Annotated in this window: 24 protein-coding genes and 1 pseudogene; 12 read left to right on the top strand and 13 right to left on the bottom strand. The window is 61.2% G+C overall.

Features of this window, described 5'->3' with window-relative positions; translation table 11 throughout:
* Nucleotides 1-178: 178 nt before the first annotated feature.
* Complete coding sequence (locus AC2444_RS03530) at nt 179-361, top strand: hypothetical protein (RefSeq protein WP_041935471.1); 183 nt, start codon at nt 179-181, stop codon at nt 359-361.
* A 212-nt stretch (nt 362-573) separates the two neighbouring features.
* Here AC2444_RS03530 and AC2444_RS03525 read toward each other — a convergent pair whose 3' ends face one another.
* Together AC2444_RS03525 and AC2444_RS03520 are read right to left on the bottom strand one after the other, a co-directional pair.
* The gene (locus AC2444_RS03525; protein WP_012756386.1) at nt 574-4,035 is read right to left on the bottom strand and encodes a chromosome segregation SMC family protein; all 3,462 of its coding nucleotides are present in this window, start codon (nt 4,033-4,035) and stop codon (nt 574-576) included.
* Between the two features lie 219 nt (nt 4,036-4,254).
* Nucleotides 4,255-5,025, bottom strand: coding sequence for a DsbA family protein (locus AC2444_RS03520; protein ID WP_012756385.1), 771 nt, complete (start codon nt 5,023-5,025; stop codon nt 4,255-4,257).
* A 276-nt stretch (nt 5,026-5,301) separates the two neighbouring features.
* On the opposite strand from AC2444_RS03520, the gene AC2444_RS03515 reads away from it, so the two are divergent.
* A complete protein-coding gene (locus AC2444_RS03515) occupies nt 5,302-5,658 on the top strand; it encodes a hypothetical protein (protein WP_012756384.1) in 357 nt (118 codons plus the stop codon).
* A gap of 139 nt (nt 5,659-5,797) precedes the next feature.
* Here AC2444_RS03515 and AC2444_RS03510 read toward each other — a convergent pair whose 3' ends face one another.
* The 4 genes from AC2444_RS03510 to AC2444_RS03495 are packed head-to-tail and all read right to left on the bottom strand — an operon-like array spanning nt 5,798 to nt 10,265.
* On the bottom strand, nt 5,798-6,799 hold the full coding sequence (locus AC2444_RS03510; protein ID WP_012756383.1) for a substrate-binding domain-containing protein: 1,002 nt from the start codon (nt 6,797-6,799) through the stop codon (nt 5,798-5,800).
* Between the two features lie 26 nt (nt 6,800-6,825).
* On the bottom strand, nt 6,826-7,758 hold the full coding sequence (locus tag AC2444_RS03505) for an ABC transporter permease (RefSeq protein WP_012756382.1): 933 nt from the start codon (nt 7,756-7,758) through the stop codon (nt 6,826-6,828).
* Between the two features lie 13 nt (nt 7,759-7,771).
* Entirely contained in the window at nt 7,772-9,259 is a 1,488-nt protein-coding gene (locus AC2444_RS03500; RefSeq protein ID WP_012756381.1) for a sugar ABC transporter ATP-binding protein, read from the bottom strand.
* A gap of 1 nt (nt 9,260) precedes the next feature.
* The gene (locus AC2444_RS03495; protein ID WP_012756380.1) at nt 9,261-10,265 is read right to left on the bottom strand and encodes a LacI family DNA-binding transcriptional regulator; all 1,005 of its coding nucleotides are present in this window, start codon (nt 10,263-10,265) and stop codon (nt 9,261-9,263) included.
* Between the two features lie 237 nt (nt 10,266-10,502).
* On the opposite strand from AC2444_RS03495, the gene AC2444_RS03490 reads away from it, so the two are divergent.
* Entirely contained in the window at nt 10,503-10,946 is a 444-nt protein-coding gene (locus AC2444_RS03490; RefSeq protein WP_012756379.1) for an RbsD/FucU family protein, read from the top strand.
* Nucleotides 10,947-11,020: 74 nt separating this feature from the next.
* On the opposite strand, the gene AC2444_RS03485 is transcribed toward AC2444_RS03490, so the two are convergent.
* Entirely contained in the window at nt 11,021-11,512 is a 492-nt protein-coding gene (locus tag AC2444_RS03485; RefSeq protein ID WP_012756378.1) for a DUF721 domain-containing protein, read from the bottom strand.
* Nucleotides 11,513-11,620: 108 nt separating this feature from the next.
* Between AC2444_RS03485 and mutY the strand changes: the two genes are divergently transcribed.
* Genes mutY through AC2444_RS03470 form a run of 3 tightly spaced genes read left to right on the top strand, consistent with a single transcriptional unit; the run spans nt 11,621 to nt 13,712 of the window.
* The gene (mutY, locus tag AC2444_RS03480) at nt 11,621-12,724 is read left to right on the top strand and encodes an A/G-specific adenine glycosylase (RefSeq protein ID WP_012756377.1); all 1,104 of its coding nucleotides are present in this window, start codon (nt 11,621-11,623) and stop codon (nt 12,722-12,724) included.
* 2 nt (nt 12,725-12,726) lie between these two features.
* Nucleotides 12,727-13,341, top strand: a complete 615-nt coding sequence (locus tag AC2444_RS03475) for an HAD family hydrolase (protein ID WP_012756376.1) — start codon at nt 12,727-12,729, stop codon at nt 13,339-13,341.
* 5 nt (nt 13,342-13,346) lie between these two features.
* Nucleotides 13,347-13,712 (top strand): nuclear transport factor 2 family protein, encoded by a 366-nt coding sequence (locus AC2444_RS03470; RefSeq protein ID WP_012756375.1) that lies wholly within the window; start codon nt 13,347-13,349, stop codon nt 13,710-13,712.
* Between the two features lie 99 nt (nt 13,713-13,811).
* On the opposite strand, the gene AC2444_RS03465 is transcribed toward AC2444_RS03470, so the two are convergent.
* From AC2444_RS03465 to AC2444_RS03455, 3 genes are all read right to left on the bottom strand, one after another.
* Nucleotides 13,812-14,951: a site-specific DNA-methyltransferase gene (locus AC2444_RS03465; protein WP_012756374.1), complete on the bottom strand. Its 1,140-nt coding sequence runs from the start codon at nt 14,949-14,951 to the stop codon at nt 13,812-13,814.
* A gap of 178 nt (nt 14,952-15,129) precedes the next feature.
* On the bottom strand, nt 15,130-15,480 hold the full coding sequence (locus AC2444_RS03460; protein WP_012756373.1) for an antibiotic biosynthesis monooxygenase family protein: 351 nt from the start codon (nt 15,478-15,480) through the stop codon (nt 15,130-15,132).
* Entirely contained in the window at nt 15,477-15,806 is a 330-nt protein-coding gene (locus tag AC2444_RS03455) for an NIPSNAP family protein (RefSeq protein ID WP_012756372.1), read from the bottom strand. Before AC2444_RS03455 ends, AC2444_RS03460 begins: the two co-directional genes overlap by 4 nt.
* A 72-nt stretch (nt 15,807-15,878) precedes the next feature.
* On the opposite strand from AC2444_RS03455, the gene AC2444_RS03450 reads away from it, so the two are divergent.
* Nucleotides 15,879-16,565 carry an ArsR/SmtB family transcription factor gene (locus tag AC2444_RS03450; protein WP_012756371.1) on the top strand — a complete coding sequence of 229 codons (687 nt, stop codon included), beginning with the start codon at nt 15,879-15,881 and terminating at the stop codon, nt 16,563-16,565.
* Nucleotides 16,566-16,610: 45 nt separating this feature from the next.
* Here AC2444_RS03450 and AC2444_RS03445 read toward each other — a convergent pair whose 3' ends face one another.
* The gene (locus AC2444_RS03445) at nt 16,611-17,042 is read right to left on the bottom strand and encodes a hypothetical protein (protein WP_012756370.1); all 432 of its coding nucleotides are present in this window, start codon (nt 17,040-17,042) and stop codon (nt 16,611-16,613) included.
* Between the two features lie 147 nt (nt 17,043-17,189).
* Here AC2444_RS03445 and AC2444_RS03440 point away from each other — a divergent pair, with 147 nt between their 5' ends.
* On the top strand, nt 17,190-17,414 hold the full coding sequence (locus tag AC2444_RS03440; RefSeq protein WP_012756369.1) for a hypothetical protein: 225 nt from the start codon (nt 17,190-17,192) through the stop codon (nt 17,412-17,414).
* Here the strand turns inward: AC2444_RS03440 and AC2444_RS03435 are convergent.
* Entirely contained in the window at nt 17,411-17,620 is a 210-nt protein-coding gene (locus AC2444_RS03435; protein ID WP_003557162.1) for a hypothetical protein, read from the bottom strand. The genes AC2444_RS03440 and AC2444_RS03435 overlap by 4 nt on opposite strands.
* A gap of 262 nt (nt 17,621-17,882) precedes the next feature.
* On the opposite strand from AC2444_RS03435, the gene AC2444_RS03430 reads away from it, so the two are divergent.
* From AC2444_RS03430 to AC2444_RS03415, 4 genes and pseudogenes are all read left to right on the top strand, one after another.
* Complete coding sequence (locus tag AC2444_RS03430) at nt 17,883-19,715, top strand: methyl-accepting chemotaxis protein (protein WP_012756368.1); 1,833 nt, start codon at nt 17,883-17,885, stop codon at nt 19,713-19,715.
* 34 nt (nt 19,716-19,749) lie between these two features.
* A pseudogene (locus AC2444_RS03425) lies at nt 19,750-19,981 on the top strand (hypothetical protein); the annotation flags it as partial.
* Nucleotides 19,982-20,131: 150 nt separating this feature from the next.
* The gene (locus tag AC2444_RS03420; RefSeq protein WP_012756367.1) at nt 20,132-21,541 is read left to right on the top strand and encodes a Dyp-type peroxidase; all 1,410 of its coding nucleotides are present in this window, start codon (nt 20,132-20,134) and stop codon (nt 21,539-21,541) included.
* A gap of 352 nt (nt 21,542-21,893) precedes the next feature.
* Nucleotides 21,894-22,583, top strand: coding sequence for an HAD family hydrolase (locus AC2444_RS03415; RefSeq protein ID WP_012756366.1), 690 nt, complete (start codon nt 21,894-21,896; stop codon nt 22,581-22,583).
* Between the two features lie 302 nt (nt 22,584-22,885).
* Here AC2444_RS03415 and AC2444_RS03410 read toward each other — a convergent pair whose 3' ends face one another.
* Nucleotides 22,886-23,530, bottom strand: coding sequence for a hypothetical protein (locus tag AC2444_RS03410; protein WP_012756365.1), 645 nt, complete (start codon nt 23,528-23,530; stop codon nt 22,886-22,888).
* Nucleotides 23,531-23,637: the final 107 nt, after the last annotated feature.

The following is a 23,637-nucleotide window of genomic DNA, read 5'->3' as shown; positions in this document are numbered from 1 at the left end:
AACCGTCCTGATCTCGTTTTACGCAATTCCTGGGAAAATAGATCACCACTTCCCAAGATTTGCTCTCGGTTTCCGGTTCTTGCCCTCGCCCGGAAAACCGCACGCAAATTCGACAATGCGCAACCTCTGGTCGCCCGCTTTCCAGCAGAGTAATTAGGTTGCGTTGAAACAACTTCTAATGCAAGTCAGCGAAAAGAGCATCACCCAAATGGGGTACAAGCGACAAGAGAGCCGACCTTTTTTGGTGTTTATTGCTCAGTCCTTGATTTTACGCAATTTCTGGGCGCAAAACCGCGCCGCACCTTTGCTGAAATTGCGTCGCCAGCGCTCGGCGTCCAAATGGATGCTCGGTTGGCGCTGATGGTTGCCCCTCACCCTGTAAGAAACGGGCAGAGGGGGCCTGCCCTGCGAAAGGTCGGAGGGAAACGCAGAGGGCGCGGCAATGTCCCTTCGCCCCGCAAGTGGGGGTCCGAAGGACGGGTCGAGACCCGTGGCTCGACCCCGGCTGGTGCCGGCAGGCGGATGAGGGGCTGGATCTCAAACACTGCGGAACATCCGAAATCGGATGCTACCTCAGGCAATCTCGCGCAGGCGCTCGGCCATTTGCAGGTCGACGGAGACGAGTTGGGAGACTCCCTGCTCGGCCATGGTGACGCCAAAGAGGCGGTTCATGCGGGCCATGGTGATCGGATTGTGGGTGATGATGACGAAGCGGGTTTCGGTGGAGGCCGCCATCTCGTCCATCAGATTGCAGTAGCGCTCGACATTGTGGTCGTCGAGCGGCGCGTCGACTTCGTCGAGCACGCAGATCGGCGCCGGATTGGTGAGGAAGACGGCAAAGATCAGTGCCATTGCCGTCAGCGCCTGTTCGCCGCCGGAGAGCAGCGTCATGGTCTGCGGCTTCTTGCCGGGCGGACGGGCGAGGATTTCGAGGCCGGCTTCCAGCGGATCGTCGGATTCGATCAGCTGCAGCTCGGCGGTGCCGCCGCCGAAAAGATGGGTGAACAGCCGCTGGAACTGGGCGTTGACGATGTCGAAGGCGGCGATCAGCCGCTCGCGGCCCTCGCGGTTGAGGCTCTGGATGGCGCCGCGCAGCTTGCGGATCGCATCGATGACGTCGTCGCGTTCCTTGATCAGCGCTTCGAGCTTTTCGCTCAGCTCCTTCTGCTCCTCGTCGGCGCGCAGGTTGACGGCGCCGAGCCGCTCGCGCTCGATCCTCAGGCGTTCCAGCTCGCGCTCGACTTCGCGCGGATCGGGAAGCGCCTGCATGGTCGGGCGGCCGGTCAGCTGCAGCGCCTCGTGCGGGGCGACGTTCAGGACCTCGCGAATGCGGCCTTCGCTTTCCTGCCGCTTCTCGCGGGCCGAAACCAGGCGCTCCTCGGCGCGGCCGCGGCGTTCCCGGCATTCGGCAAGTTCCGACAGTGCCGTCGTCGCCTTCTGGTCGGCCTCGCGCTGGATGCGTTCGGCCTCGGCCAGGAGATCGCTGGCCTGGCGGCGCGCCTCCTCGGCCTTCTGCAATTCGCTGAGCAGAGCGCGGCGCTTGTCGTCGAATTCGTCCGGCGCCAGTTCGAGCTCGGCTGCCTCGTCCCGCGCCTCTTCCTCGCGTTCGCGCAGCGTCGCGACATGGTCTTCGGCGCTTGCCGCCCGCTGGCGCCAGGTGTCCCGCTCCTGGCCGATCGCCATGATGCGGCGCTGGCGGGCTTCGTTTTCCCTCGCCAGGCTTTCATGGCGGGCGCGGCTTTCGGCCAGCGCGCCGCGATCGGTCGCAACTTCCGCCTGCTGGAACCGCAGCCGCTCGTCGATCGCAGTCAGATCAGGCGCGTCTTCCAGCTCGATGCGGGCATTCTCTTCCTGGATGGCGATCTCCTCCAGCTGCGTGCGCAACTGGCTGGCGGCCTCGCTGACGACATCGCGGCGGCGGATGAGATCGCCGGAGGCACGCTCGGCGGCAACAAGCGCATCGCGCGCTTCCGCGAGATGACGTGCAGACAGACGGCTCATGTCGCGCGCTTCGGCAAGCCGGCGCTCCTCGACGCGGATCGCTTCGGCAGCCGCAGCCTGCCGCTCTTCGGCTTCGGCAAGCACGTCGCGGGCAAGGGCTGCTTCGCTTTCGAGTTCGGCCAGGCGGTTCTTCTGGGCAAGGCGGAGCGCCGCAGCACTTGGGGCATCGGCACCGGTGACGTGGCCGTCCCAGCGATAGACCGCGCCCTCTTTGGTCACCAGCCGCTGGCCGGGCTTCAGCGCCGCCATCAGCGACTGCGCCTCCCCTTCCGCGACCAGGCCGATCTGGCGCAGGCGGCGGGTCAGTGCTGCCGGCGCGCGGACATGGGCAACAAGCGGCGCAACACCGGATGGAAGCGCGGGATCGCTGGCGCCATCGCCATTGTCCGACCAATGGGCCGGCGCCTCGGCATCGAGCGGCGATTCCAGATCGTCGCCGAGGGCAGCACCGAGTGCGGTCTCAAAACCGCGATCGACCTTCAGCTCGTCGGCAACCGGCGGAAATTTGCCGGCCGCAGCACCAGCGGCGAGCATGCGGGAAATGGTGCGGGCCTCGGTTTCCAGCGCATTCAGGCTGGAGCGGGCCTGATCGACCGGCGCGCGCGACAGCGCCTCGATCTGGCGAGCGCCGGCCAGCGCCTGGTCGACCACCTGGACTGCGGCTTCCGCGTCGGCGACGGCGATCTCGCCGGCTTCGACGATGGCGCGTTTTTCGTCGGGATCGGGCAGGCCTGATATCTTCTCGCCGACGGCTGACAGTTCCTGGTTTGCCTCATCCATCTGCCGTTCGAGGCGCATCCGCCGGTCCGTCAGATCGCGGATGGCGCGTTCCAGCTGGTTGCGGCCGGCAGCCGCCTCGGCGCGCTCGGCGGTCAGCTGGGTGAAGATGCGCTCGCTATCGGAAAGTTTTGCCGCCGCCTCCTCGAAGGCCTCGCGGGTTTCCTCGGCATAACGGCCGGAATCGGCGAGGATTTCTGAAATCTCCGCCTCTTCGGCATCGAGCCTCGCCAGGATGACGGCATTGTCGGCCACCAGCCGCTGCTCGCGGCTTATATCCTCGGCAAGCTGGGCGAGACGGCGGGTCAGCTCGTCACGGCGGCGCAGGATGCGGCCGGCATCCTCCTCCAGCTGGCTTCTGGCGATCTGCAGGCGCTGCAGAGCGGCAGCCGCGCGTGCCTCGCCCTCGCGCAGTTCCGGCAGTTTCAGGCTGGCGATAGCCTGGTTCTTTACCGCCTCCATCTGCATCTGCGCCTTTTCGGCGACGACGGAGGTCGCCTGGTTCAGCGCGCTGTCGGCCTCGGCCTCGGCTTCCTTGGCCTGCACCCAGCGGATATGCAGCAGCATCGCCTCGCGGGCGCGGATATCGGCAGACAGCGTCTTGAAGCGGTTTGCCTGGCGGGCCTGGCGCTTCAGGCTCTCGATCTGGCTTTCCAGCTGCGAGGTGACGTCGTCGAGGCGCTCGAGATTGCCTTCGGCGGCACGCAGCCGCAATTCGGCCTCGTGGCGGCGGGAATGCAGGCCGGATATGCCGGCCGCCTCTTCCAGCAGCTGGCGGCGGGCCTGCGGCTTTGCCTGGATCAGCTCGCCGATACGCCCCTGCCCGACCATCGAGGGCGAACGCGCGCCTGTCGAGGCGTCGGCAAACAGCAGTTGCACGTCCTTGGCGCGGCTTTCCTTGCCGTTGATGCGATAGAGCGAGCCCTGTTCACGCTCGATGCGGCGGGTGACCTGGATCTCGTCGCTGTCGTTGAAAGCGGCGGGCGCGGTGCGATCGGCGTTGTCGAGATAGAGCGCCACTTCGGCGGTGTTGCGCGCCGGGCGGTTTCCCGAGCCCGAAAAGATCACGTCGTCCATGCCGGAGGCGCGCATGTTCTTGTAGGAATTTTCGCCCATCACCCAGCGAAGCGCCTCGACAAGGTTCGACTTGCCGCAGCCGTTCGGGCCGACAACGCCGGTCAGTCCCCGCTCGATGATGAATTCCGTCGGCTCGACGAAGGATTTGAAGCCGACCAGGCGCAGCTTGTTGAACTTCATGCGGAAATATCCACGGCAGGAAGCCCCCTCATCCGCCCTACGGGCACCTTCTCCCCGCTGGGGAGAAGAGGGAATCGAGACGCTGCGGCAAATCCCCTTCGCCCCAGCGGGGAGAAGGTGCCGGCAGGCGGATGAGGGGGCCACACCTGCAAACTGCGCTGAAAACGAAAAACGGGCGCACGGCTTTCGCCATCGCCCGTTCTATCGAAACGATCCGGTTCAGAGCAGGCTGTCGATGAGCTTCGACAAAGTGTCAACCGGCATGTCTCCAGAGTAGCGCTTGCCATTGATCAGGAAAGTCGGGGTGGCGTTGACGCCGAAATCCTTGGAACCTCTTTCCCGCGTGGCGTTCACTTCATCCAGAAGCTTCTGGTTCGTCAAGCATTTCGTGAAGCTATCCTCAGTAAATCCGGCAAGCTTCGACATCTGCAGCAGTGCGGCGCGGCCATCATCGGCGGCGGCCCAGATCTGCTGCTGCTTGAACAGCATCGAAACCATCGGGAAATACTGTTCCGGCGTGCTCAACTGCTCCGGATTGGAAGCGCTGCAGCGGGCGAGCATGAAGGCTGCGGCGGCGCGCGGGTCGAAGGGGAATTCGCGGATAATGAACTGCACCTTGCCGCTGTCGACATATTTCTGCTTGATCGTGTCGAAGGTGGTGTTGTGGAAATGAGCGCAATGCGGGCAGGTCATCGACATGTATTCGACGATCTTGACCGGGGCGTCGGCCTTGCCGAGCGCCATTTCCGGCAGCACGCCGGGCTTCAGCACTTCGGCCATGTCGACATCGCCGTCGGACTCCGGCATTTCGGTCGCCGAGGTAGCTGCCGTCTGCATGGTGTCGACATTGGTGCCATCAGCCATGGTCTTGCCGGAGGACGAAGCATCGGCAGCGTCCTTGCTGTCGTTGCAGGCGACAAGCGCTACGGCAGCGGCGGCGATGGCGATACCGCTGAGCAGGCGGCGTTTCGTCAGTTGCATTTCGGACATCTGCATGGATTCCCCATAACTAATGAGATTGACGGCATGACTGTGCGATATAACGGCTGGCGGCCGCTCACAAGGCACGCTTCGCCAACTTCCTTCAAAGAATTGTGACCGTGATGGGACCGAAAGCGGACGTTGCGCCCGAAATGAGCGATTCTCAGCTTCCACGGAAGGACGAGAGCCTATTCTCCGGATCATCTTTTCGGTGATTTATGAATCACCCGCTGATAGCCTGGACTCACCTGAAGCCTCCGGACAGTACCGATTGCGAGAAGCTGAATGTCATTTCCAGAAGAACTGGTTTGGGACAAAATCAATGACGGCTGGACACGAATGTCCCGCAAGCAGCGCTGCCTGTGGGAGGCGATCAAGCGCATGCCGGAAGAATGGGAATTGCGAGGCTATGACCGGTGCTGGGTGGTGGCACTCATCGGGCCGACCGTAATTTACTACAATCATTTTGAAAACGGCTTCGAACTCTCGCCTTGGCATCAATACGGATACGTCGAGCAATATCAGGCTTTGCAATATGAGCTTGAACAGGCCGTACAGCGGCAGCTCGCCATTATTGATACGGGGCACGATACCGGCCCCTGGGGAAGCCCGCCAATGCCGGGCGAATACCGGAAGTCATAACCTCGGTTCGCCGAAAAGGCCAAGCGCCGGCGTCCTTGGCCTTCATCGTCGGCATGCAGACGTTCGAGCCGCTCGAAGACGATATCGGCGGCAAAGTCCGGCGCTTCTGTTGTGGCGCCGGACTTCGAAGTCTATCGGATTACTTGCATTCAGGGTCGTCGCCGAAGCCCTTGCAGAAGAACTCGGCAGCGTTCTCCTTGGTGATCATCTTCGACGCAATCTCGATTTCCATCGAGCCGTCGTCCTTCTTGGTCAAGGTTCCGAGCTTTTCCAGCGCTGCGGTGTCGTTGGTGGCAAGCGCATGCGCGGCAATAACGCCTTCAGGCGCGACGGTGGAATATGTGAAGGTCGCGGTCAGGTCGCCCTTGGCAACGGCGCGGATGGCGGCGTTCTCGCCGTCGATGCCGATGATAAGAATGCCTTCCTTGTCACGGCCGGCGGCCTGGATCGCCCGCAGCGCGCCAAACGCCATGTTGTCGTTATGGGCGTAAACGGCTTGAATCTGCCCGGCCGGGAAACGCTGAAGCGTGTCTTCCATGAACTTCAACGCCTTTTCCTGGTCCCAGTCGGCGTGGGTTTCGGCGATCACCTTGATCTCGGTGCCAGCGATGGCTTCGGCAAAGCCCTCATGGCGCTCCACCGCGGGAGCGACAGCCGGATCGCCCTTGATCTCGACGACATTGCCCTTGCCTTTCAACGCCTCGGCTATGTACTTGCCGGCAAGCGTGCCGATCGGTTTGTTGTGCGGGCCGACGTGCAGCGTAACGGGAATATCGAGGCTGCGCTCGAGCGTGATGACCGGAATGCCGGCAGCCAGGACCTGCTTGATGGTCGGAGCGATGGCGGCACTATCCTGCGCCGAAATCATCAGAACCTTCATGCCCTGGACCATCAGGCTTTCGACATCCGAAATCTGCTTTGCGGATTTGCCTTCCGCGTTGGTGACGATCAGATCGACATCCTTGAAGTGTTCCGCTGCATAGGCCTGGTTGCGCTTGGTCATCGTGTTGCGGTGGGCGGAGTTCGAGCTCGCCTGCGAGAAGCCGATGACGATCTTGTCCGCGCTGAAGGCGGGTGCGGCGGTCAAGACGGTGGCGAGCCCGGCGGAGATAATGAGCATGCGTCTGGTGATGTTGAGCATTTTAAGTCCTCCCTCTGGTTAACACGCTACTTGCGTGGTTTTCTTCCGGCTTCGAGCAGCACGGCAAGAACGATGATCGCGCCCTTCACCACCTGTTGTGAGAATGGTGAAACGCCTGCGAGATTGAGAATGTTTGCGATGATGGCCAGCACCATGGCGCCGCCGATCGTACCGAGAACGGTGCCTTCGCCGCCAAACAGCGACGTGCCGCCGATCACCGCGATCGTGATCGCTTCCAGTTCGAGGCCGAGGCCGGAATTCGGGTCGCCGACGGACAGGCGGGACAGGAAAATCAGGCCGGAAAGTGCCGCCAGCACACCACAAATGATGTAGACGCTGAAGATGACGAGCGGCACGTTGATGCCGGAGAGCCTCGCCGCCTCCTCATTGCTGCCGACCGCATAGATGGCCCGGCCGAACTGCGTGAAGCTGAGCACGACGGCGGCTATGATGCAGACTGCCGCAAAGACGTAGATCGGTGTCGGCACGCCCAGCATGTAGCCGCCGCCGAGCACGAAGAAACTGTCGGCGAGCTTTCCGGGATTAACGGTCCCGCCATCGGCGATCATCAGGGCGAAGCCGCGCACCATGACCATGCAGCCGAGCGTCATGATGAAGGCCGGAATGCGGAAATAGGAAATGCCGAGGCCGTTGACGCAGCCGACGAGGGCGCCGATGGAGAGACAGATCAGCACCATCAGCGGGATGGGCACCCCCTGCTCCATCAGGACCGCGCCGGTGACGCCGACCAGTGCGACGATCGACCCCACCGAAAGATCGATCCCCTTGGTGAGGATCACGAATGTCATGCCGATGCCGAGGATCCCGTAGAGCGCAACCTGCCTCAGGACATTCAGGATGTTGATGGGGTTGAGAAAATGAGGAGAGATCAGCGAGGCGGCGATGATCAGTACGATCAGTGCACCGGCAAGACCCGTTCCGCGCGGAAGATATTTCATGGTAGTCCCCTCATTAATGTAGTGCCGCGAAGTGCATGACGTCTTCTTCAGTCGCGGTGCGCGCGTCGAGTTCAGCCGTCACCTCGCCCTCTCTCAGGACATAGAGCCGGTCGCACAAACCAAGGATTTCAGGCAGTTCGGAAGAAGCGATGACGATTGCCAGCCCGCGGGCTTCCGCCAGTTCGACCAGCAGGTCGTAGATCTCGCGCTTGGCCCCGACATCGACGCCACGTGTGGGCTCGTCGGCCAGCAGGATCTCGCATCCGGCGCTGACCAGCCTCGCCAGCACGCATTTCTGCTGATTGCCACCCGAAAGGTTCTGCGTCGCTGCTGCGGCATTCGGCGTCCTGATCCGCAGCCGTTCGATCAGACCGTTCACGATTTTGCGCTCGCGGCGCAGAGAAAGAAGCCCGAAACGGACGATCTGCGCGAGGCTCGCCGACATGATGTTGAAGCCGACGCTCTGTATCAGGAAGAGGCCCTCCGTCTTGCGGTCTTCCGGCACCAGACCGAGCCCCTTGCTGATGCCGGCGCGCGGTGAACCGATGCTGGCCATCGCGCCGTTGATCCTGACTTCGCCGGCACCACGCGGATCCGCGCCGTAGATGGCGCGCAAAAGCTCGGTGCGGCCAGCACCCGCCAGCCCGAAAAGACCGACGATCTCGCCCTTTCGAACATGGATGCTGACATTTTTGAGCAGCGCTGGCGTCGAAATGCCCCGAGCGGACAACGCCTCCTCGCCGATCCGGGGCGTGCGGGTGGGGAAGACGTCGCCCACTTCCCGGCCCACCATGCTGCGAATGAGGTCGTCCGTCGTCAGACCATTGGAAGGTCCGTTGTGGATGACTGTGCCGTCGCGCAAAACGGTGACCGTGTCGCTCAGTTCGAAAACCTCGCGCAGGCGATGCGAAATATAAACGAAGGCAACGCCGCTCTCACGAGCCAGTTGCCGGACAACCCGAAACAGCTGATCGATTTCTGCCTGCGCCAACACCGCCGACGGCTCGTCGAGAACGATGATCTTGGCATTGCGCGCCAGGGCCTTGGCGATCTCCACCATCTGTCGCTTGGCAACGGAGAGCGTCCCGATCCGAGCGGTCGGATCGACATCGAAACCGAGCCGGTCAATGACCTCGATGGTCCGGCGCTTTGCCTCGCCCCAGTCGATCAGGGCGCCCTTGCACGGCAGCCGCCCCATCAGAACATTTTCGGCGACGGTCAGGTGCGGCGCCTGAGCCAGTTCCTGATAGATAACCGCGACGCCGCGCGCGATCATCCCGGCTGGGGTCGGGTCGAGCACCGCTTCGCCAAAAAGCTCGATGCGCCCCTCGTCGGCCGAATAGGCGCCGGAAAGGATCTTCATCAGCGTCGATTTTCCGGCCCCGTTCTCCCCCACCAACGCCCTGATTTCTCCGGGCTGCAGAGAAAACGACACGCCTTTCAGGGCCCGCACGCCCGGAAAGGATTTGGTGATCCCAGCAAGAGCCAATGCCGACGTCATTTCAATGCCCTCCGCAGCCGCAGGAGCGGCGAATTACCAGTTTTGCCGGCAGGCGAACCTGCCGCACGTCTTCCGTGCTCGATTTGATCCGCCTGGACAGCATTTCCGCAGCCTGCATGCCGATCATCTCGCTCGGCTGCGCCATGACGGTCAGCCGCGGCTCGAAGCAGTCGGCCCAATCGAAATCGTCAAAGCCGATCAGCGCCAGATCCTCGGAGATGCGCAAGCCAAGATCCCGCACAGCGCGCATGACGCCGATTGTGGCCAGATTGTTGCCCGAGGCGATCGCCGTCGGTCGGTCCACCCGGCTTAAGATCTCAAGCGCTGATTGGCGGGCATCCGCGCTGTTGGCATTGCCTTCGCTCATCAGGCTGCGATCGATTTCCAGCCCGTGCTTGCGCATGGCGCCGACATATCCACGCACGCGTTCGATCGTGGAAAGCAGCCCGGGCTCGCCGGCGATGAGGCCGATGCGGCGGTGGCCGTGGCCCACCAGGTGGTCGATCAGCGTCTCCATCGCCGCCTCGTTGTCCAGGCAAACCCCGTCCGCATCGGCAACCGTCAGACGGTCGACAAGCACGAAGGGCATGCGAGACGATTTGAGATAGTCGATGGCGCGGTTTTCCGGATCGCCGGACGGAGCCAGAATCACCCCATCCACCCGCCGCTGGACGAGTTCGCGGACCAGCCGCAGCTCGGTCTCCGGATCGTTCTGCGTGTCGCAGAGAAAGACGAGCTGGCCGATGGCGGCGCAGGCTCGTTCGATAGAAGACACGATATCGTTGAAATAGTAGTTGGTGCTGATCGAGATCGCGATACCCACGGCATCCGTCGATGATCGCACCAGTGACCGGGCCACGGCGTTCGGCACGAATCCGAGGCTTTCGATCGCGTTCTTGACGAGCGCCGCCGTCGCTTCGTTCACATGCCGGGTGCCGTTGACGACGTGCGACACGGTCGAGACCGAGACGCCCGCGGCGCGTGCAACGTCAGTGATTGTCGCCATGATTGCAGACCTCCCCCATCACGCCTGACGCGCAGCTTCAGACCGCCGCCGCGTCACCTCCAGAACAAAAAGTCGGAAATATTGCCGCCCGCGAACAAGCCTCCCAGCTCGGCGGTCACCCGGTCTATTTCATCCTCCAATGAAATGCTGGAAATCGATATATGGCCATCGAAACGTTTGCGCAAGCGTTTTCGTTAGCTATTATGGCGATACTGGAGTCCGTTGGGAGGAGCGAACATGGCACTGAAAAACATTCCGGGAATTCTTTGCCCGGATCTTTTGTGGATACTGAGCGCGATGGGCCACGGAGACGAGCTCGCCATCGTCGACAAGAATTTTTCGGCGTGCCGCGTGTCGAAGAAGACCGTGACCGGCAAACTCGTGTCGATGAACGCGGCGAGCGCCACAGACGCCATAGCGGCGATCCTGGCAGTCATGCCGCTCGATCACTTCGTCGAACAGCCGCTCATGCATATGGAGGATCCGGATCAGGCCGGCACGATGCTACCGGTTCATGCGGATGTGGAATTGCTCTGCTCGACGGTCGAAATGCGCAGCATCAAGAGCAGGTCGATCGAGCGCTTCGCCTATTATCCGTTGGCTGAATCCTGCTTTGCGGTGGTTCACACAGGTGAAACACGGCCCTATGGCAACTTCATCCTGAAGAAGGGTGTGGTTTAGCGATGGTCTGAGACGTCTCCAGGTCGCGGGAACGCTTGAAGGTGTCATCGGCTCCGATCGAGCACGCGCCACATTTATCGTCCGCGCTTGCCCATCACCGCGGTGCCCAGGCGCTGGATTGCCTGGCGCAGCTTGTCGTTCTCGATGCCCTCCATCATGCTGTCGAGCTTTCGGGCGGCTTCGCCCTTCAGCGGCGGCGGGGTGCGGGAGCGGCGGATGGCTTGTGAGACCGGCTTCTGGACGATGCGGATCTGGTGGACGGCGGCAAAGCCGAAGAAGCTGTTGATGCGCTGGATGAGTTCGCCCTGCGCATGGGTAAGGAACAACGCGCGCGCGCCTTCGCAGGCAATCGTCAGCACGCCGGGGCGGAAACCGCCGGTCTCATTGCCGCCGCGGGCCCAGGCGATCTTTTCCGGCCGGGTGCAATCGGCGAAATCCTCGCCGGCGATTTCGCTCCACGAACCGAGCAGAGCCGTGTTGATACCGGCGCGCCTCGCGAGCACGGGATCGATCAGCCCGTTCGCCAGCTCGGAGATCTGCTTTGCACCTTTGCGTGGATAACTCATCGAAACCCTTCAGCGACGCCGCCAATTCGCATGCCAATTCGCACAGGCGACTTGATCGCGCGGCATTGCTTCGCCAAGTATAGGCACTTCCCCCCATCGCGGCAAATCATGACGATCACCACACTCGACACGCCCTTAGCCAAGCCCCTGCTCGACTGGTACGATCGCCATCACCGCGAGTTGCCCTGGCGCGTTTCGCCCGGCATGGCGGCCCGCGGCGTCAAGGCCGATCCCTATCGCGTCTGGTTGTCCGAAGTGATGCTGCAGCAGACGACGGTGCAGGCGGTCAAACCCTATTTCGAGCGGTTTCTGCAGCGCTGGCCCGAAGTGACCGATCTTGCCGCAGCCGAAAACGACGCGGTGATGGCCGCTTGGGCGGGGCTTGGTTATTATGCGCGCGCCCGCAACCTGAAGAAATGCGCCGAAGCGGTGGCGAACGAGCATGGCGGCGTCTTTCCCGATACCGAGGAAGACCTCAAGTCGCTCCCCGGCATCGGCGACTATACGGCAGCCGCCGTCGCGGCCATCGCCTTCAACCGGCAGGCCGCTGTCATGGACGGCAATGTCGAGCGGGTGATCTCCAGGCTCTATGCGATCGCCACGCCGCTTCCAGCCGCCAAGCCGGCGATGAGAGAGAAGGTGGCGCTGTTGACGCCTGCCGATCGGCCCGGCGATTTCGCCCAGGCGATGATGGATTTGGGTGCCACGATCTGCACGCCGAAGCGGCCGGCCTGTTCGCTCTGTCCGTTCCGGGGTGCCTGCGAGGCGCTCAAACTTTCCGATCCCGAGCTCTTTCCGGTCAAGGCGGCAAAGAAGGAGAAGCCGGTCAGATATGGCGCGGCCTTCATCGCGGTAACAGGTGATGGCGAGATCCTGCTGCGGCGGCGCATCGACAGCGGCCTGCTCGGCGGCATGACTGAGGTGCCGACGACCGCCTGGACGGCGCGCATCGACGGCGAGACCTCGGCTGCCGCCGCGCCCTTCGAAGCGGCATGGCAGGCCTCTGGCACCGTCATCCATGTCTTCACCCATTTCGAGCTCAGGCTTTCGATCTGGCGTGCGGCAATCGCTGCCAAGGTCGCCATGGATGACGGCCCGAATGACGGATGGTGGGAGCCGGTTACAAATCTTGAAGCCCAGGCCTTACCAACAATCATGAAAAAAGCGATCGCAGCGGCTATTCCTCTCGCGTTTAAAACATCCAAGGGATGACCATGACCACCGACATAAGACATATCGTTTTCGATATCGGCAAAGTCCTTATTCATTACGATCCGCATCTTCCCTTCAGCCGGCTCATTCCCGATGAGACCGAGCGCAACTGGTTCTTCACCAATATCTGCACCCATGACTGGAACATCGAGCAGGACCGCGGCCGCACCTGGGCGGAGGCCGAAGCGCTGCTGATAAAACAGCACCCGGCGCGCGAAGAGCATATCCGCGCCTTCCGCAAATATTGGCACGAGATGGTGCCGCACGCCTATGATGACAGCGTCGCGATCATGGAAGGGCTGATCGCCGAAGGGCGTGACGTGACGATGCTGACAAACTTCGCCTCCGACACCTTCCGCGAGGCGCAGGCGCGCTTCCCCTTTCTGACCAAACCACGTGGCGTCACCGTTTCCGGCGATGTCGGCCTGATCAAGCCGGATATCGCGATCTACGAGACGCATACGAAAAGCTTCGGCCTCGATCCGGCAGCGACGATCTTCATCGACGACGCACCTGTTAATGTCGAAGGCGCCAAGGCCTATGGCTGGAATGCGGTGCTGTTTTCGGGGCCTGAGAAGCTGCGCAGCGATCTTGCCGCTTACGGATTGAAGGTCTGAGATCCATGGCTTTCGACCCCGCAGAAGAAATCGAACGTTTTCACGCTGCCATCAACGCCCTCGATTTTCCCGCAATCGAGGCCTATTTCGCCGAGGACGCGACCTATGTCTCAAACGGCGTCGGTAGCCTTGCCGGACGGGTTCAGATCATGGCCGCGTTCCGAAAATATTTCGACGACTATCCCGATCAGACGGCGGAAAATTCGCTGGTGGAAACGTTGACGCCGCTCTCCGGCCGGTCGGTCTGGTCGGTACGCGCCACCCACAGCAAATCAGGCAAGCCGCTGATCCGCGAGGGCGAGGAGACGATCACCTTCAACGCGGAAGGCCGCGTCACACGGGTTGAGGTCACCGATTACCAGGACTTTTGAAAAGAGGACGCCCGGGTTTGACCCCGGGCGCCTTGGTCTTCTTCCGCAACTGGAGGGAAATCGGAAGAAGGTGGTTTCGATCCGTAGAGGCGTTGCTCACTACGCCTTTGCCAGATCACTGCGGATGACGGACCTGAGATCGTCGATCGGGCGCAGGGACTGCCCGTCTTCGAAATGCCAGAAGGTCCATCCGTTGCATGCATCGAGGCCCTGCACCTTGGCGCCGAGACGATGAATGGAGCCGGCCTCGCCGCCGGATGCTACCGTGCCGTCGGCGCGGACAATCGCGCTATAGCGGCGCCTGGCGTCGGTCAGCACCTGGCCGGGCTTGATCAGGCCGCTTTCAACCAGCACGTTGAAGGCGACGCGAACTTCGGCCTTCTTGCCGGTCATGACGGTCAATTCCGCCTTGCCGAGCGGCTCGACGGCGGCGATGCGGGCCGAGGCCGCATCGATATAATCCTGTTCGCGCTCTATGCCGACGAAGTGACGGCCGAGACGCTTGGCGACGGCGCCCGTCGTTCCCGAGCCGAAGAAGGGATCGAGCACAATATCGCCGGGCTTGGTCGAGGCCATGATGACGCGGGCAAGCAGCGCCTCCGGCTTCTGCGTCGGATGCGCCTTCTTGCCGTCCTCGCCCTTCAGCCGCTCGCTGCCGTTGCAGATCGGGAAGAGCCAGTCGGAGCGCATCTGCACGTCGTCATTGGCGGCCTTCAGCGCATCGTAGTTGAAGGTATAGCCCTTGGCCTTGGCGCTGGGGCTTGCCCAGATCATCGTCTCATGGGCGTTCTGGAAACGGCGGCCCTTGAAATTCGGCATCGGGTTGGTCTTGCGCCAGATGATGTCGTTGAGGATCCAGAAATTCAGATCCTGCAGCGTGGCGCCGACCCGGAAGATATTGTGATAGGAGCCGATCACCCAGATCGAGCCTGTCGGCTTCAGCACCCGCCGGCAGGCTAGCAGCCAGGCGCGGGTAAAGGCGTCATAGGCCTCGAAGGAGGCGAACTGGTCCCATTCGTCGTCGACCGCATCCACCAGCGACTGGTCGGGACGATGCAGCGTTCCGCCGAGCTGGAGATTATACGGCGGGTCGGCAAAGATGATATCGACGGAGTGGCTGGGCAAAGCTTCAAGGGCACTGACGCAATCGCCCTTGATGATCGTGTCAACCCAAGAGCCCGGCCGGGAATCCGACTTGACGGAAGCCTTGAGGTCGGCAAGCGGAAAAACTGATGCCATTCTGATACTCACTCATACGCTCTACGCTTAACTGTCCGTTATGGTTACGCAACTTAGTTACCAAAGCCTGAAGCGGTGGCCGATTTCGGGAATTTATTCGGCCGGCCGATGAGTGAGCGGCAGACTTTGCCGACGTCGGCCGGCTGCCGAGCGGCGTCAAGAATGCCGCCGCCGGCGATCAGGCGGCGTCGTGAACCCTGCGGCTGTCGGCCGGCGCCTCGTCGCGTTCGAACATGCCGTAATCGCGGACGACACTGGCAATCCGCAGGCGATAGTCGGCAAAGATGCCGCCGCGTCCGGCCTGCTGCGCTGCCCGGTGCGCCTCGAGATTGCGCCATTCCTTCACCGCCGCCTCGTCGCGGAAGAAGGAAAGCGACAGCAGCTTGCCGCGGTTCGTCAGGCTCTCGAAACGCTCGATCGAAATGAAGCCGTCGATCTTTTCGAGTTCGCCGCGCAGCTCGCCGGCGAGATCCAGATATTTGTGGCGTTCGCCCATATAGGGCACGACTTCGAAGATGACGGCGATCATGGCAGCACCAGCTTTGCGTGAGGGGCGGAGACATTTTTGAGGAAGATGCGATCCTCCTTCAGGATGAAGCCTTCGCGTCTGGCAAATTCGTAATTCTCGCGGCCGAGCGGGTCGGCCGCCAGCCTGGCGCGATAGGCCTCGTAGGCGGCGAGGCTTTCGATATTGTAGACGCCGTAAGCCGTCGTTGCCGATCCCTCATGCGGACCGAAATAGCCGATCAGGTCGGCGCCATTCTTCGGGATTGCCTGGCCCCAGTTGCGGGCATATTCGGCAAATGCCTCCTTCTTGAAGGGGTCGATCTCGTAGCGGATGAAGCAGGTGATCATATCGTTTCTCCTTTGGCTCTTCATCCGTTTTCGCACATTGCCTGACGGCGATGCTTCGGTTACGATCGAACTATGAAGGAAGGCCCAGACATTGCGCAGATCGGCGCGCTCATCGGCGATCCCGCCCGCGCCAACATGCTGGCGGCACTGACCGGCGGCCGGGCACTGACGGCGACCGAGCTTGCCGGCGTCGGCGGCATCACCGTGCAGACGGCGAGCACGCATCTCGCCAAGCTCGAAGCCGGCGGGCTGCTAACCCAGCGCAAACAGGGACGCCATCGCTATTTCACGCTGGCCGACGAGGCCGTCGCCCGGCTGATCGAAAGCATGATGGGCTTTGCCGCCGGACGCGGCCATCTGCGCCATCAGCCGGGACCGAAGGAGCCGGCGCTGCGCAAGGCGCGCATCTGCTACGATCACCTTGCCGGCGATTACGGCGTGCGCATGCTCGACAGCCTGATTGCCTCCGGCTCGATCGACGCGGTCGGAGACGGCCTGGCGCTGACGGAAAAGGGCGAAGGCGATCTCAAACGCATCGGCATCGATGTCAGCGACCTCAGATCGTCGCGCCGGCCGCTCTGCCGCTCCTGCCTCGACTGGAGCGAAAGACGCGCCCACCTCGCCGGCAGCCTCGGCAAGGCGCTGCTGTCAAGCTTCCTCGACAAAGGCTGGGCGCGGCGCACGGCCGAAAGCCGCTCGATCCTGTTTTCGCCGGAGGGCGACCGGCAGTTCCTCATGTTTTTCCCGGTCGATCCGTAGGTTATTGCGGAGCTGCAAGAGGTTCCGAGGCACGCTCCAGCGCCCTCACGCACCTGCCCTCTTTTCATCTTCCTGCCGCACATGCGCCCGCAGCGCCGCCAGAGTGAGCGCCAGCGCTGCGTGATTGCTCTCGGCTTCACCGAGCACGCTTTCGCTCTCCTTGATCTCGCGCAGCTGCGCACCGTAGAGCGACTCGTCCGGTGTCTGGCGGCCGCGGGCGAGGTGCCAAACCGCATCCGGCCGGACTTCCCGGCACAGGTCGATGGCGTGATTGACGTCGTGCGTGAAGGGTCGCGCCATCAGGAAGCCGTGCTCAGACTTGATACTGCTCGGCAGGTAATCGTGAGGACCGTCGAAATCGTTGGGCTCGGCCGGCCGGAGTTGCTTCAACAGAAAGGCACAGGTGATGAAGGCGTCGATCCGGCTGTCGGGCATGTCAGTCTTTTCCAGGGTTTCGATGATGTCCTCGATCGTCATGCAGTCTTCCTCTTCATCCATTCTCTAGACATGCCGCTTGTTCTCCTCCCAAGAGCGGCGGTGACGTCCTCCTCGATCGCCATCTAGTGCATGAGAATGCCAAAGGTAGTCCCCGGACTGCGGTTAGTCTGGCATGAGGCGGATTTGATGGATGTCGCGCCATCCTCAACGAAGGCGCATCTCTGCCGTCTCGGCAACAGGCTCGCCTGCTTCCAGACCGTGTTCTCTCGGTACTCGCAAGCTAGCGGCGACTTGCCTCTAGAGCATGATGCCGAAAAGTGTGAGCGGTTTTCGGACGACATCATGCTCTACTTCTTTGATTTAGATCAGGATGATTTTAGGCCGATCGGGCCTAAAATCATCCTGATCTAGCAGCCTTTCTTCCTCATCTTCCTTTCGATCTTGGCTCTCTTGTCGGTGCCATCCCCGGCATGCTTTCCGCCGGTCAGGGCATTATCCTTCATCGCCTGCAGCTGCGCACAGCTTCGGTGCTTGCCCTTGGCGATGACGTCGGTGGATGTGAAGGCAAACAGCAGCACTACGGCTGCCGCCGGTCGGACGAAAGCTGAAAGCCTCATGGTCCCTCTCCCATTGTACATGCATCGTACGCCCCAGACCGGTAAGCAGCAATGAGCCTCGACGAGGCCGCGGCACTCGCGCAGGTCCGTCATCCTATCGGTAGCGGGCATCCGCCCGACCCACAAAGAGCTCAACCTTTCATCGAAAGTGAAATATCCGCTACAACCTGTTGTTTTCGCGCCGTTAAGCCATATGGTGCTAAGAAAATAATTAAGCATGTTCGGCTACTCTCACGTTCTAAATTAACGAGAGAGCCCTGTCATGGCGTCGATCCAGCATAAGATCATCATTGCGAGCATCGCGATTTTCGCATTGGCGGGCGGCGCTACGGGCGTCGGCATCTGGTCCGCCTCGACCCTCTCCGAAAACAACGCCGACGTTGCCCGGTCGGCGCAAATTCTGCGCAACCACATGCAGGCCGACATGATGCATGATGCAATGCGCGCGGATGTGCTGGCGTCGATGCTTGCCTCCAACCCGGCAGCAGGCATAGACCCTGCCGCGGTGAAGGCGGATCTGGTGGAGCACGACGCGTCGTTCCGTGAGATGATTGGCGCCAATAAGGCTCTTGCCGCCGACGAAAAGACCAAGGCGCTGCTTGCCAGCATCGAACGTCCCCTTCTGACCTATATCGAAAGCGCCACGAAGATTGTCGATCTGGCGAGCCAGGATCCCTCGGCGGCATTGAAGGCCTTGCCGGAATTCATGGCGCAGTTCTCGACGCTGGAAACGGCCATGGAACAGACCGGGGACCAGATCACGGCGGCGTCGGACGATATTTCCAAGCATAGCGCCGACATAAAAGCTTCGGTCGATATTGTTCTGAAAGCACTTCTGGCTGCGGCCGCGCTGTTTGCGCTCGGGCTCTATTTCCTGACCCGCAAGACCGTCACCAAGCCGATCCTTTCGCTTTCCAACGACATGCAAAAGCTTGCCGACGGTGACACAGCAATTGCCTGCACCGGGATCGGCCGCACCGATGAAATCGGAACGATGGCATCGGCCGTCGAAATCTTCCGCCAGGCGGCGATTGCCAATAAGCAGCTTGAGCAAGACGCCGAGGCAGCCCGATTGCAGGGCGAAGCCGAGCGGATCACGGCGCGCAAGCAGGCCGACGAAGATGCAGCCGAACGGCTGCGGGCGGCGACATCAGGCCTCGCCGCAGGCTTGAAGAGGCTTGCATCCGGCGATCTTGCCTTCCAGATCGATGAGCCGTTCGCGCCTGATTTCGAGAACCTCCGGCATGATTTCAACATGTCGATCCGGCAGCTCGATCAGACGCTCAGCGCGATTGCGACCGCCATTGCCGCGATCGACGAAGGCACCAGGGAAATCGCATCCGGGGCCGGCGATCTGTCAAAACGAACCGAACAGCAGGCAGCCTCTCTCGAAGAAACCGCCGCAGCGCTCGATCAGATCACCGCCAATGTCTCGAACTCGAGCAAGCGGACCGACGAGGCACGCACGGAAGCGACCGATGCAAACCGCAATGCCGCCAAATCTTCGGAAGTCGTGTCGCATGCCGAAGAAGCCATGCGCCGCATCGAGGCTTCGTCCCAGCAGATTTCCAGCATTATCGGCGTGATCGACGAGATCGCCTTCCAGACCAATCTGCTGGCGCTGAACGCCGGCGTCGAAGCGGCACGCGCCGGCGACGCGGGCAAGGGTTTTGCAGTGGTCGCCCAGGAAGTGCGCGAACTCGCCCAGAGATCGGCTCAGGCGGCAAAGGAAATCAAAGGCCACATCCAGAAATCCTCGGTGGAAGTGGAAAGCGGCGTCAAACTGGTTCTCGACACCAGCCAGGTTCTGAAGGCGATCAGCGAGCAGATTGCCCGCATCAACCAGCACATGGATGCAATCGCCGTGTCGGCCAGAGAGCAGTCGACCGGCCTTGCCGAAGTCAACACCGCCGTCAATTCCATGGACCAGGTGACCCAGCAGAACGCCGCGATGGTGGAACAATCCACCGCGGCATCCGGCCAGCTTGCTCAGGAAGCTGCCACGCTGCGTGAACTGGTTTCCCGGTTCAGGCTTCGGGCGACGGCTTCTACGCAATCTGCAGCCGGACGCCGGGGTGGGCAGCTGGCGGCCTGACGGCTGCTATCTGCTCGCCATTGTTCATTCCGGCGACGTCGGGGACCTCAGGTCATCGCGGCTGCCGCTCCTGCCTCGACTGTGACGAAAGGCGGGCTCATCTCGCCGGCAGTCTCGGCGGGGCCCTGCTGTCAAGTTTCTTCGACAAAGGCTGGGCGCGCCCGACGGCGGAAAGTCGCTCCATCCTCTTCTCAGCGGAAGACGACCGGCAGTCACTGCACTCTTCAGCCGATCTGGCAGCAGAGCCTATCCAAGAGGGCGGGTGAGCACCCGATATCAATAGGTTCGTTTGTAGATCAAAAATGGCAAAAGATTCAAACCGTCATTGGAAATACAAATCAACTAATAAATGGTTGCGTTGACTCTAATATGCTACCTGTTGTTTAATGACGCCGTCATTAACGGAGGAATGCAAGATGTCCGTCACGTTAAACTCTCCAATCTCATGGAAAAATCTATCGGCTGATGACAGTACTATGCTTAACAATCTTCAGCCGAACATCATCAAGGCGCATGTTCGCGAGTTTTTGACTCTGTTTTTTCTGCGGTTTGACGATAAGGAGGCTGCGAAAAGCTTCCTTCGGGCGATTTCCACGACGCTGATGAAATCGGCAACGCAACATTTAATGGAAATTGAAGCATTCAAAGCCAAACCTTCGACGCCGGGAACGCCGTACATTGGGCTTGGCCTTACTGACGCGGGCTATCAAGCCCTCCAAATCGCCCAAAGACCGAGCGATCCGATATTCCGCGCGGGTATGCAAAATTCCGACTTGAATGACCCTGATGTCAGCAGGTGGGATTCTTATTTTCGCAATCCCATCCATGCGGTCGTTTTGGTGGGAGATATGCTCAATGACACCAAGGTCACTGCTCATGATCAGGTGGTAAACTTGATCCAAACCTCGCAAGGAGTAACAATCGTAGGGACGCAAGATGGCCTGGGCCTTCACAATGACAATGAAGAAGGTATCGAACACTTTGGCTATGTCGATGGGCGCAGCCAGCCGCTGTTTCTGCTGGAAGACATCGACGCGGAAGAAAACGCGACAGATGGGATTGCGAACTGGGATCCGGCTTTCCCATTAGAACAGGTTATTGTTCCTGATCCAGCAGCGCCCGATCCGGCCGTTCATTTCGGAAGCTACTTCGTATACCGGAAGCTGGAACAAAACGTCCGCCGCTTCAAAAGGCAGGAGCAGAAACTTGCAGATCGCTTATTCGGATCTGATGACGAAAGGGCCGGCGCCATGGTCGTCGGGCGCTTTGAGGACGGAACGCCGGTCACGATGCAGTCAGAAGACGGAGTTGAGTCACCCGTCCCGAACAACTTCAACTACTTCAGCGACAAGAGCGGCGCGAAGTGTCCCTTTTCAGGCCATATCCGGAAAACCAATCCGCGAGGGTCGGGCGGGTTCGAAAACAGTGCTGGCGAGCGCAAGCACCTTATGGCCCGACGCGGCCAGACCTATGGCGTGCGAACAGATAATCCGAACGATGGCAAGATCGCCAACAAGCCGAGTAAATACGTCGGTCTGTTGTTCATGGCGTTCAACAGTGACATAGGCAATCAGTTCGAATTCACGCAGAAAAATTGGGCCAACAATCCCGGTTTCCCAGCCGTTCCAACTGGCTTTCCACCGCCTGGGGTCGATCCGGTCATCGGTCAAACAAAACAAGATGCTGCGCGACCAGATATGGAAGGAGCTGCCATCTGGGGTGATCCCAGCTCCCTCAAAACCGTTGCAACAGTTCCTCAAGCGGTGAAGATGAAGGGAGGCGAATATTTCTTTATGCCGTCCCTCGCGTTTCTGAGCTCGCTTTAAACTTGCCATGACGTCGGCGGGCAATCCTGCCGACGTCCATCGTCATCTCCAGGCGCTCTCATTTTATAGCGCCGCGCACGATGCGCCCGGCGAGCATTTCGCTGATGCGGCTTCGATTGTGCCTCCGGTCCCCTCCCCATGCGCCTTCGGTGGCGAGCGAGTTCCTGCTTGTCTAGGCCGGAATGACTGCGGCCAACGCCGCCGATCCGACTGCGACGACGGAGCCCGTCGCATGCCGCATCGCTGCCATGCTTGAGATCAGGTTGAGCTTTGGCCGGGCATCGTGTAAAGCCGCAGCATTCCCGAACAAGACCCAGACTTCCAGCCCAGACTTTCAGCAAGGCGTGAACATATGGACGGCTTCGACCTCATCATCTTCGACTGCGACGGCGTTCTCGTCGATTCGGAAATCATCGCGGCGGAAGTCGAATCCGTGCTTTTGACAGAGGCCGGATATCCGATCGGCGTCGAAGAAATGGGCGAGCGCTTCGCCGGCATGACATGGCGCAACATCCTGCTGCAGATCGAGCGTGAGGCGAGCATCCCGTTTTCGGCCTCGCTGCTCGATAAATCGGAGCATATGCTCGACCTCAGGTTGGCAGAGGACGTCCAGGCCATTCCGGGCGTCGAATTCGCCCTCTCCAGGCTGCCGATCAAGCGCTGCATCTGCTCGAATTCGAGCACCAAGCGGCTCGATATGATGCTGACCAAGGTGGGCCTGAAGCCGCTGTTTGCGCCGAACATCTTTTCCGCCAAGGATCTTGGCCCGGACCGCGCCAAGCCGAAGCCCGACATCTTCCTGCACGGCGCAAGCCAGATGGGCGTTTCGCCTGACAAGGTTGTTGTGGTCGAGGATTCCGTCCACGGTGTACATGCGGCACGTGCCGCCGGCATGCGCGTCATCGGTTTTACCGGCGCCTCGCACAGCTATCCCGCCCATGCCGACAAATTAACGGATGCCGGCGCCGAAACGGCAATCTCGCGCATGAACGACCTGCCAGGTGTCGTCGCCGCGCTGGCGGCCTGGGACAACGTTCTCTGAGGCGCCTCAGGCCTTAAGCCCGACACCGCGGAGCTGTGGACTGACACCACGCCTTGACTCTGCCGAGCCCATAGAATGGCCGAGATCAAGCCGGAATGCTGTGTCAGGCGAGCACGCCCTCTCCTTCCTCATCCCTGTGCTCGTCACAGGGATCCAGTGCGCCCAAGTCCTTGGGCGCGAGAGAAAGGCTTCGTCGATGAGAGTCATTCACAGCGCAGACGCGCCGTGGCTGGATTCCTGTGACGAGCACAGGAATGAGGGAGGTCGTGCATCCGTATCTCGGAAGCAGCCGCTGGAATTGCTTAGCTGCTCTTCTTGGTCTTTGCCGGCAGGGTGTCGAAGCCGATATTGACGCGCACCAGTGCGCCGGAGCCGACCGGCATCTTGATGCCGTCCTTGCGGAAGATGACCTGCGTGCCCGGAGCACCCGCCGGGATTTCGGTCGGGAATTTGGTAACCTCGGAATAGAGCACCGTCTCGCCGTCGACGACGGAGATGCGGATCGGCAGCGTCAGCGGGCCTGGCGTGCCGGCCGGGCCGGTGATCAGGCGCAGCTGGGCGACGATGGTCATCGTCAGGTTCGAGTCGTTCAGCGTGCATTGGCGAGTGTAATCGCCGAAGGAGGCCTGGTAGACGATCTGCTGCGGATCGTCCTTCTTGCCCTTGGCATAGGTGCGGAAGATCGCGTCCTGGTCACGCATGAAGATCTGTGGGCAGGCGCCCTGGACGACGGGGGCGACCGTGCCCTGCGCCGTCGTGGCGGTGCCGATCGAAGGATTGTTCGAGGACGGGTTGGCGGGCGCCAGCGGCATGATCTGGGCGGTGCCGTTCGGCTGGGTCGGCGCCGACGACTTGCTGTCGCCGCCTATGCCGAGCGAGTTGCAACCAGTAAGCAGGGCAAGAAAAGATGCGGAGACGATGAGACGCGAGACCTTGCCGAGCACCATATTCCATCCCTTGTACAAGCGTTTCTTGGAGGCCCCGTGTCTTTTCAGCAGGGCCTTTCATGACGGTTTGCGATGGTCTATATCAGCGGCGCAAACAAAAATCGATT

This window comes from Rhizobium sp. WSM1328 (assembly GCF_057653715.1).
The sequence above is the reverse complement of the archived record's forward strand: the minus strand, read 5'-3'. Positions and strand labels throughout refer to the sequence as shown.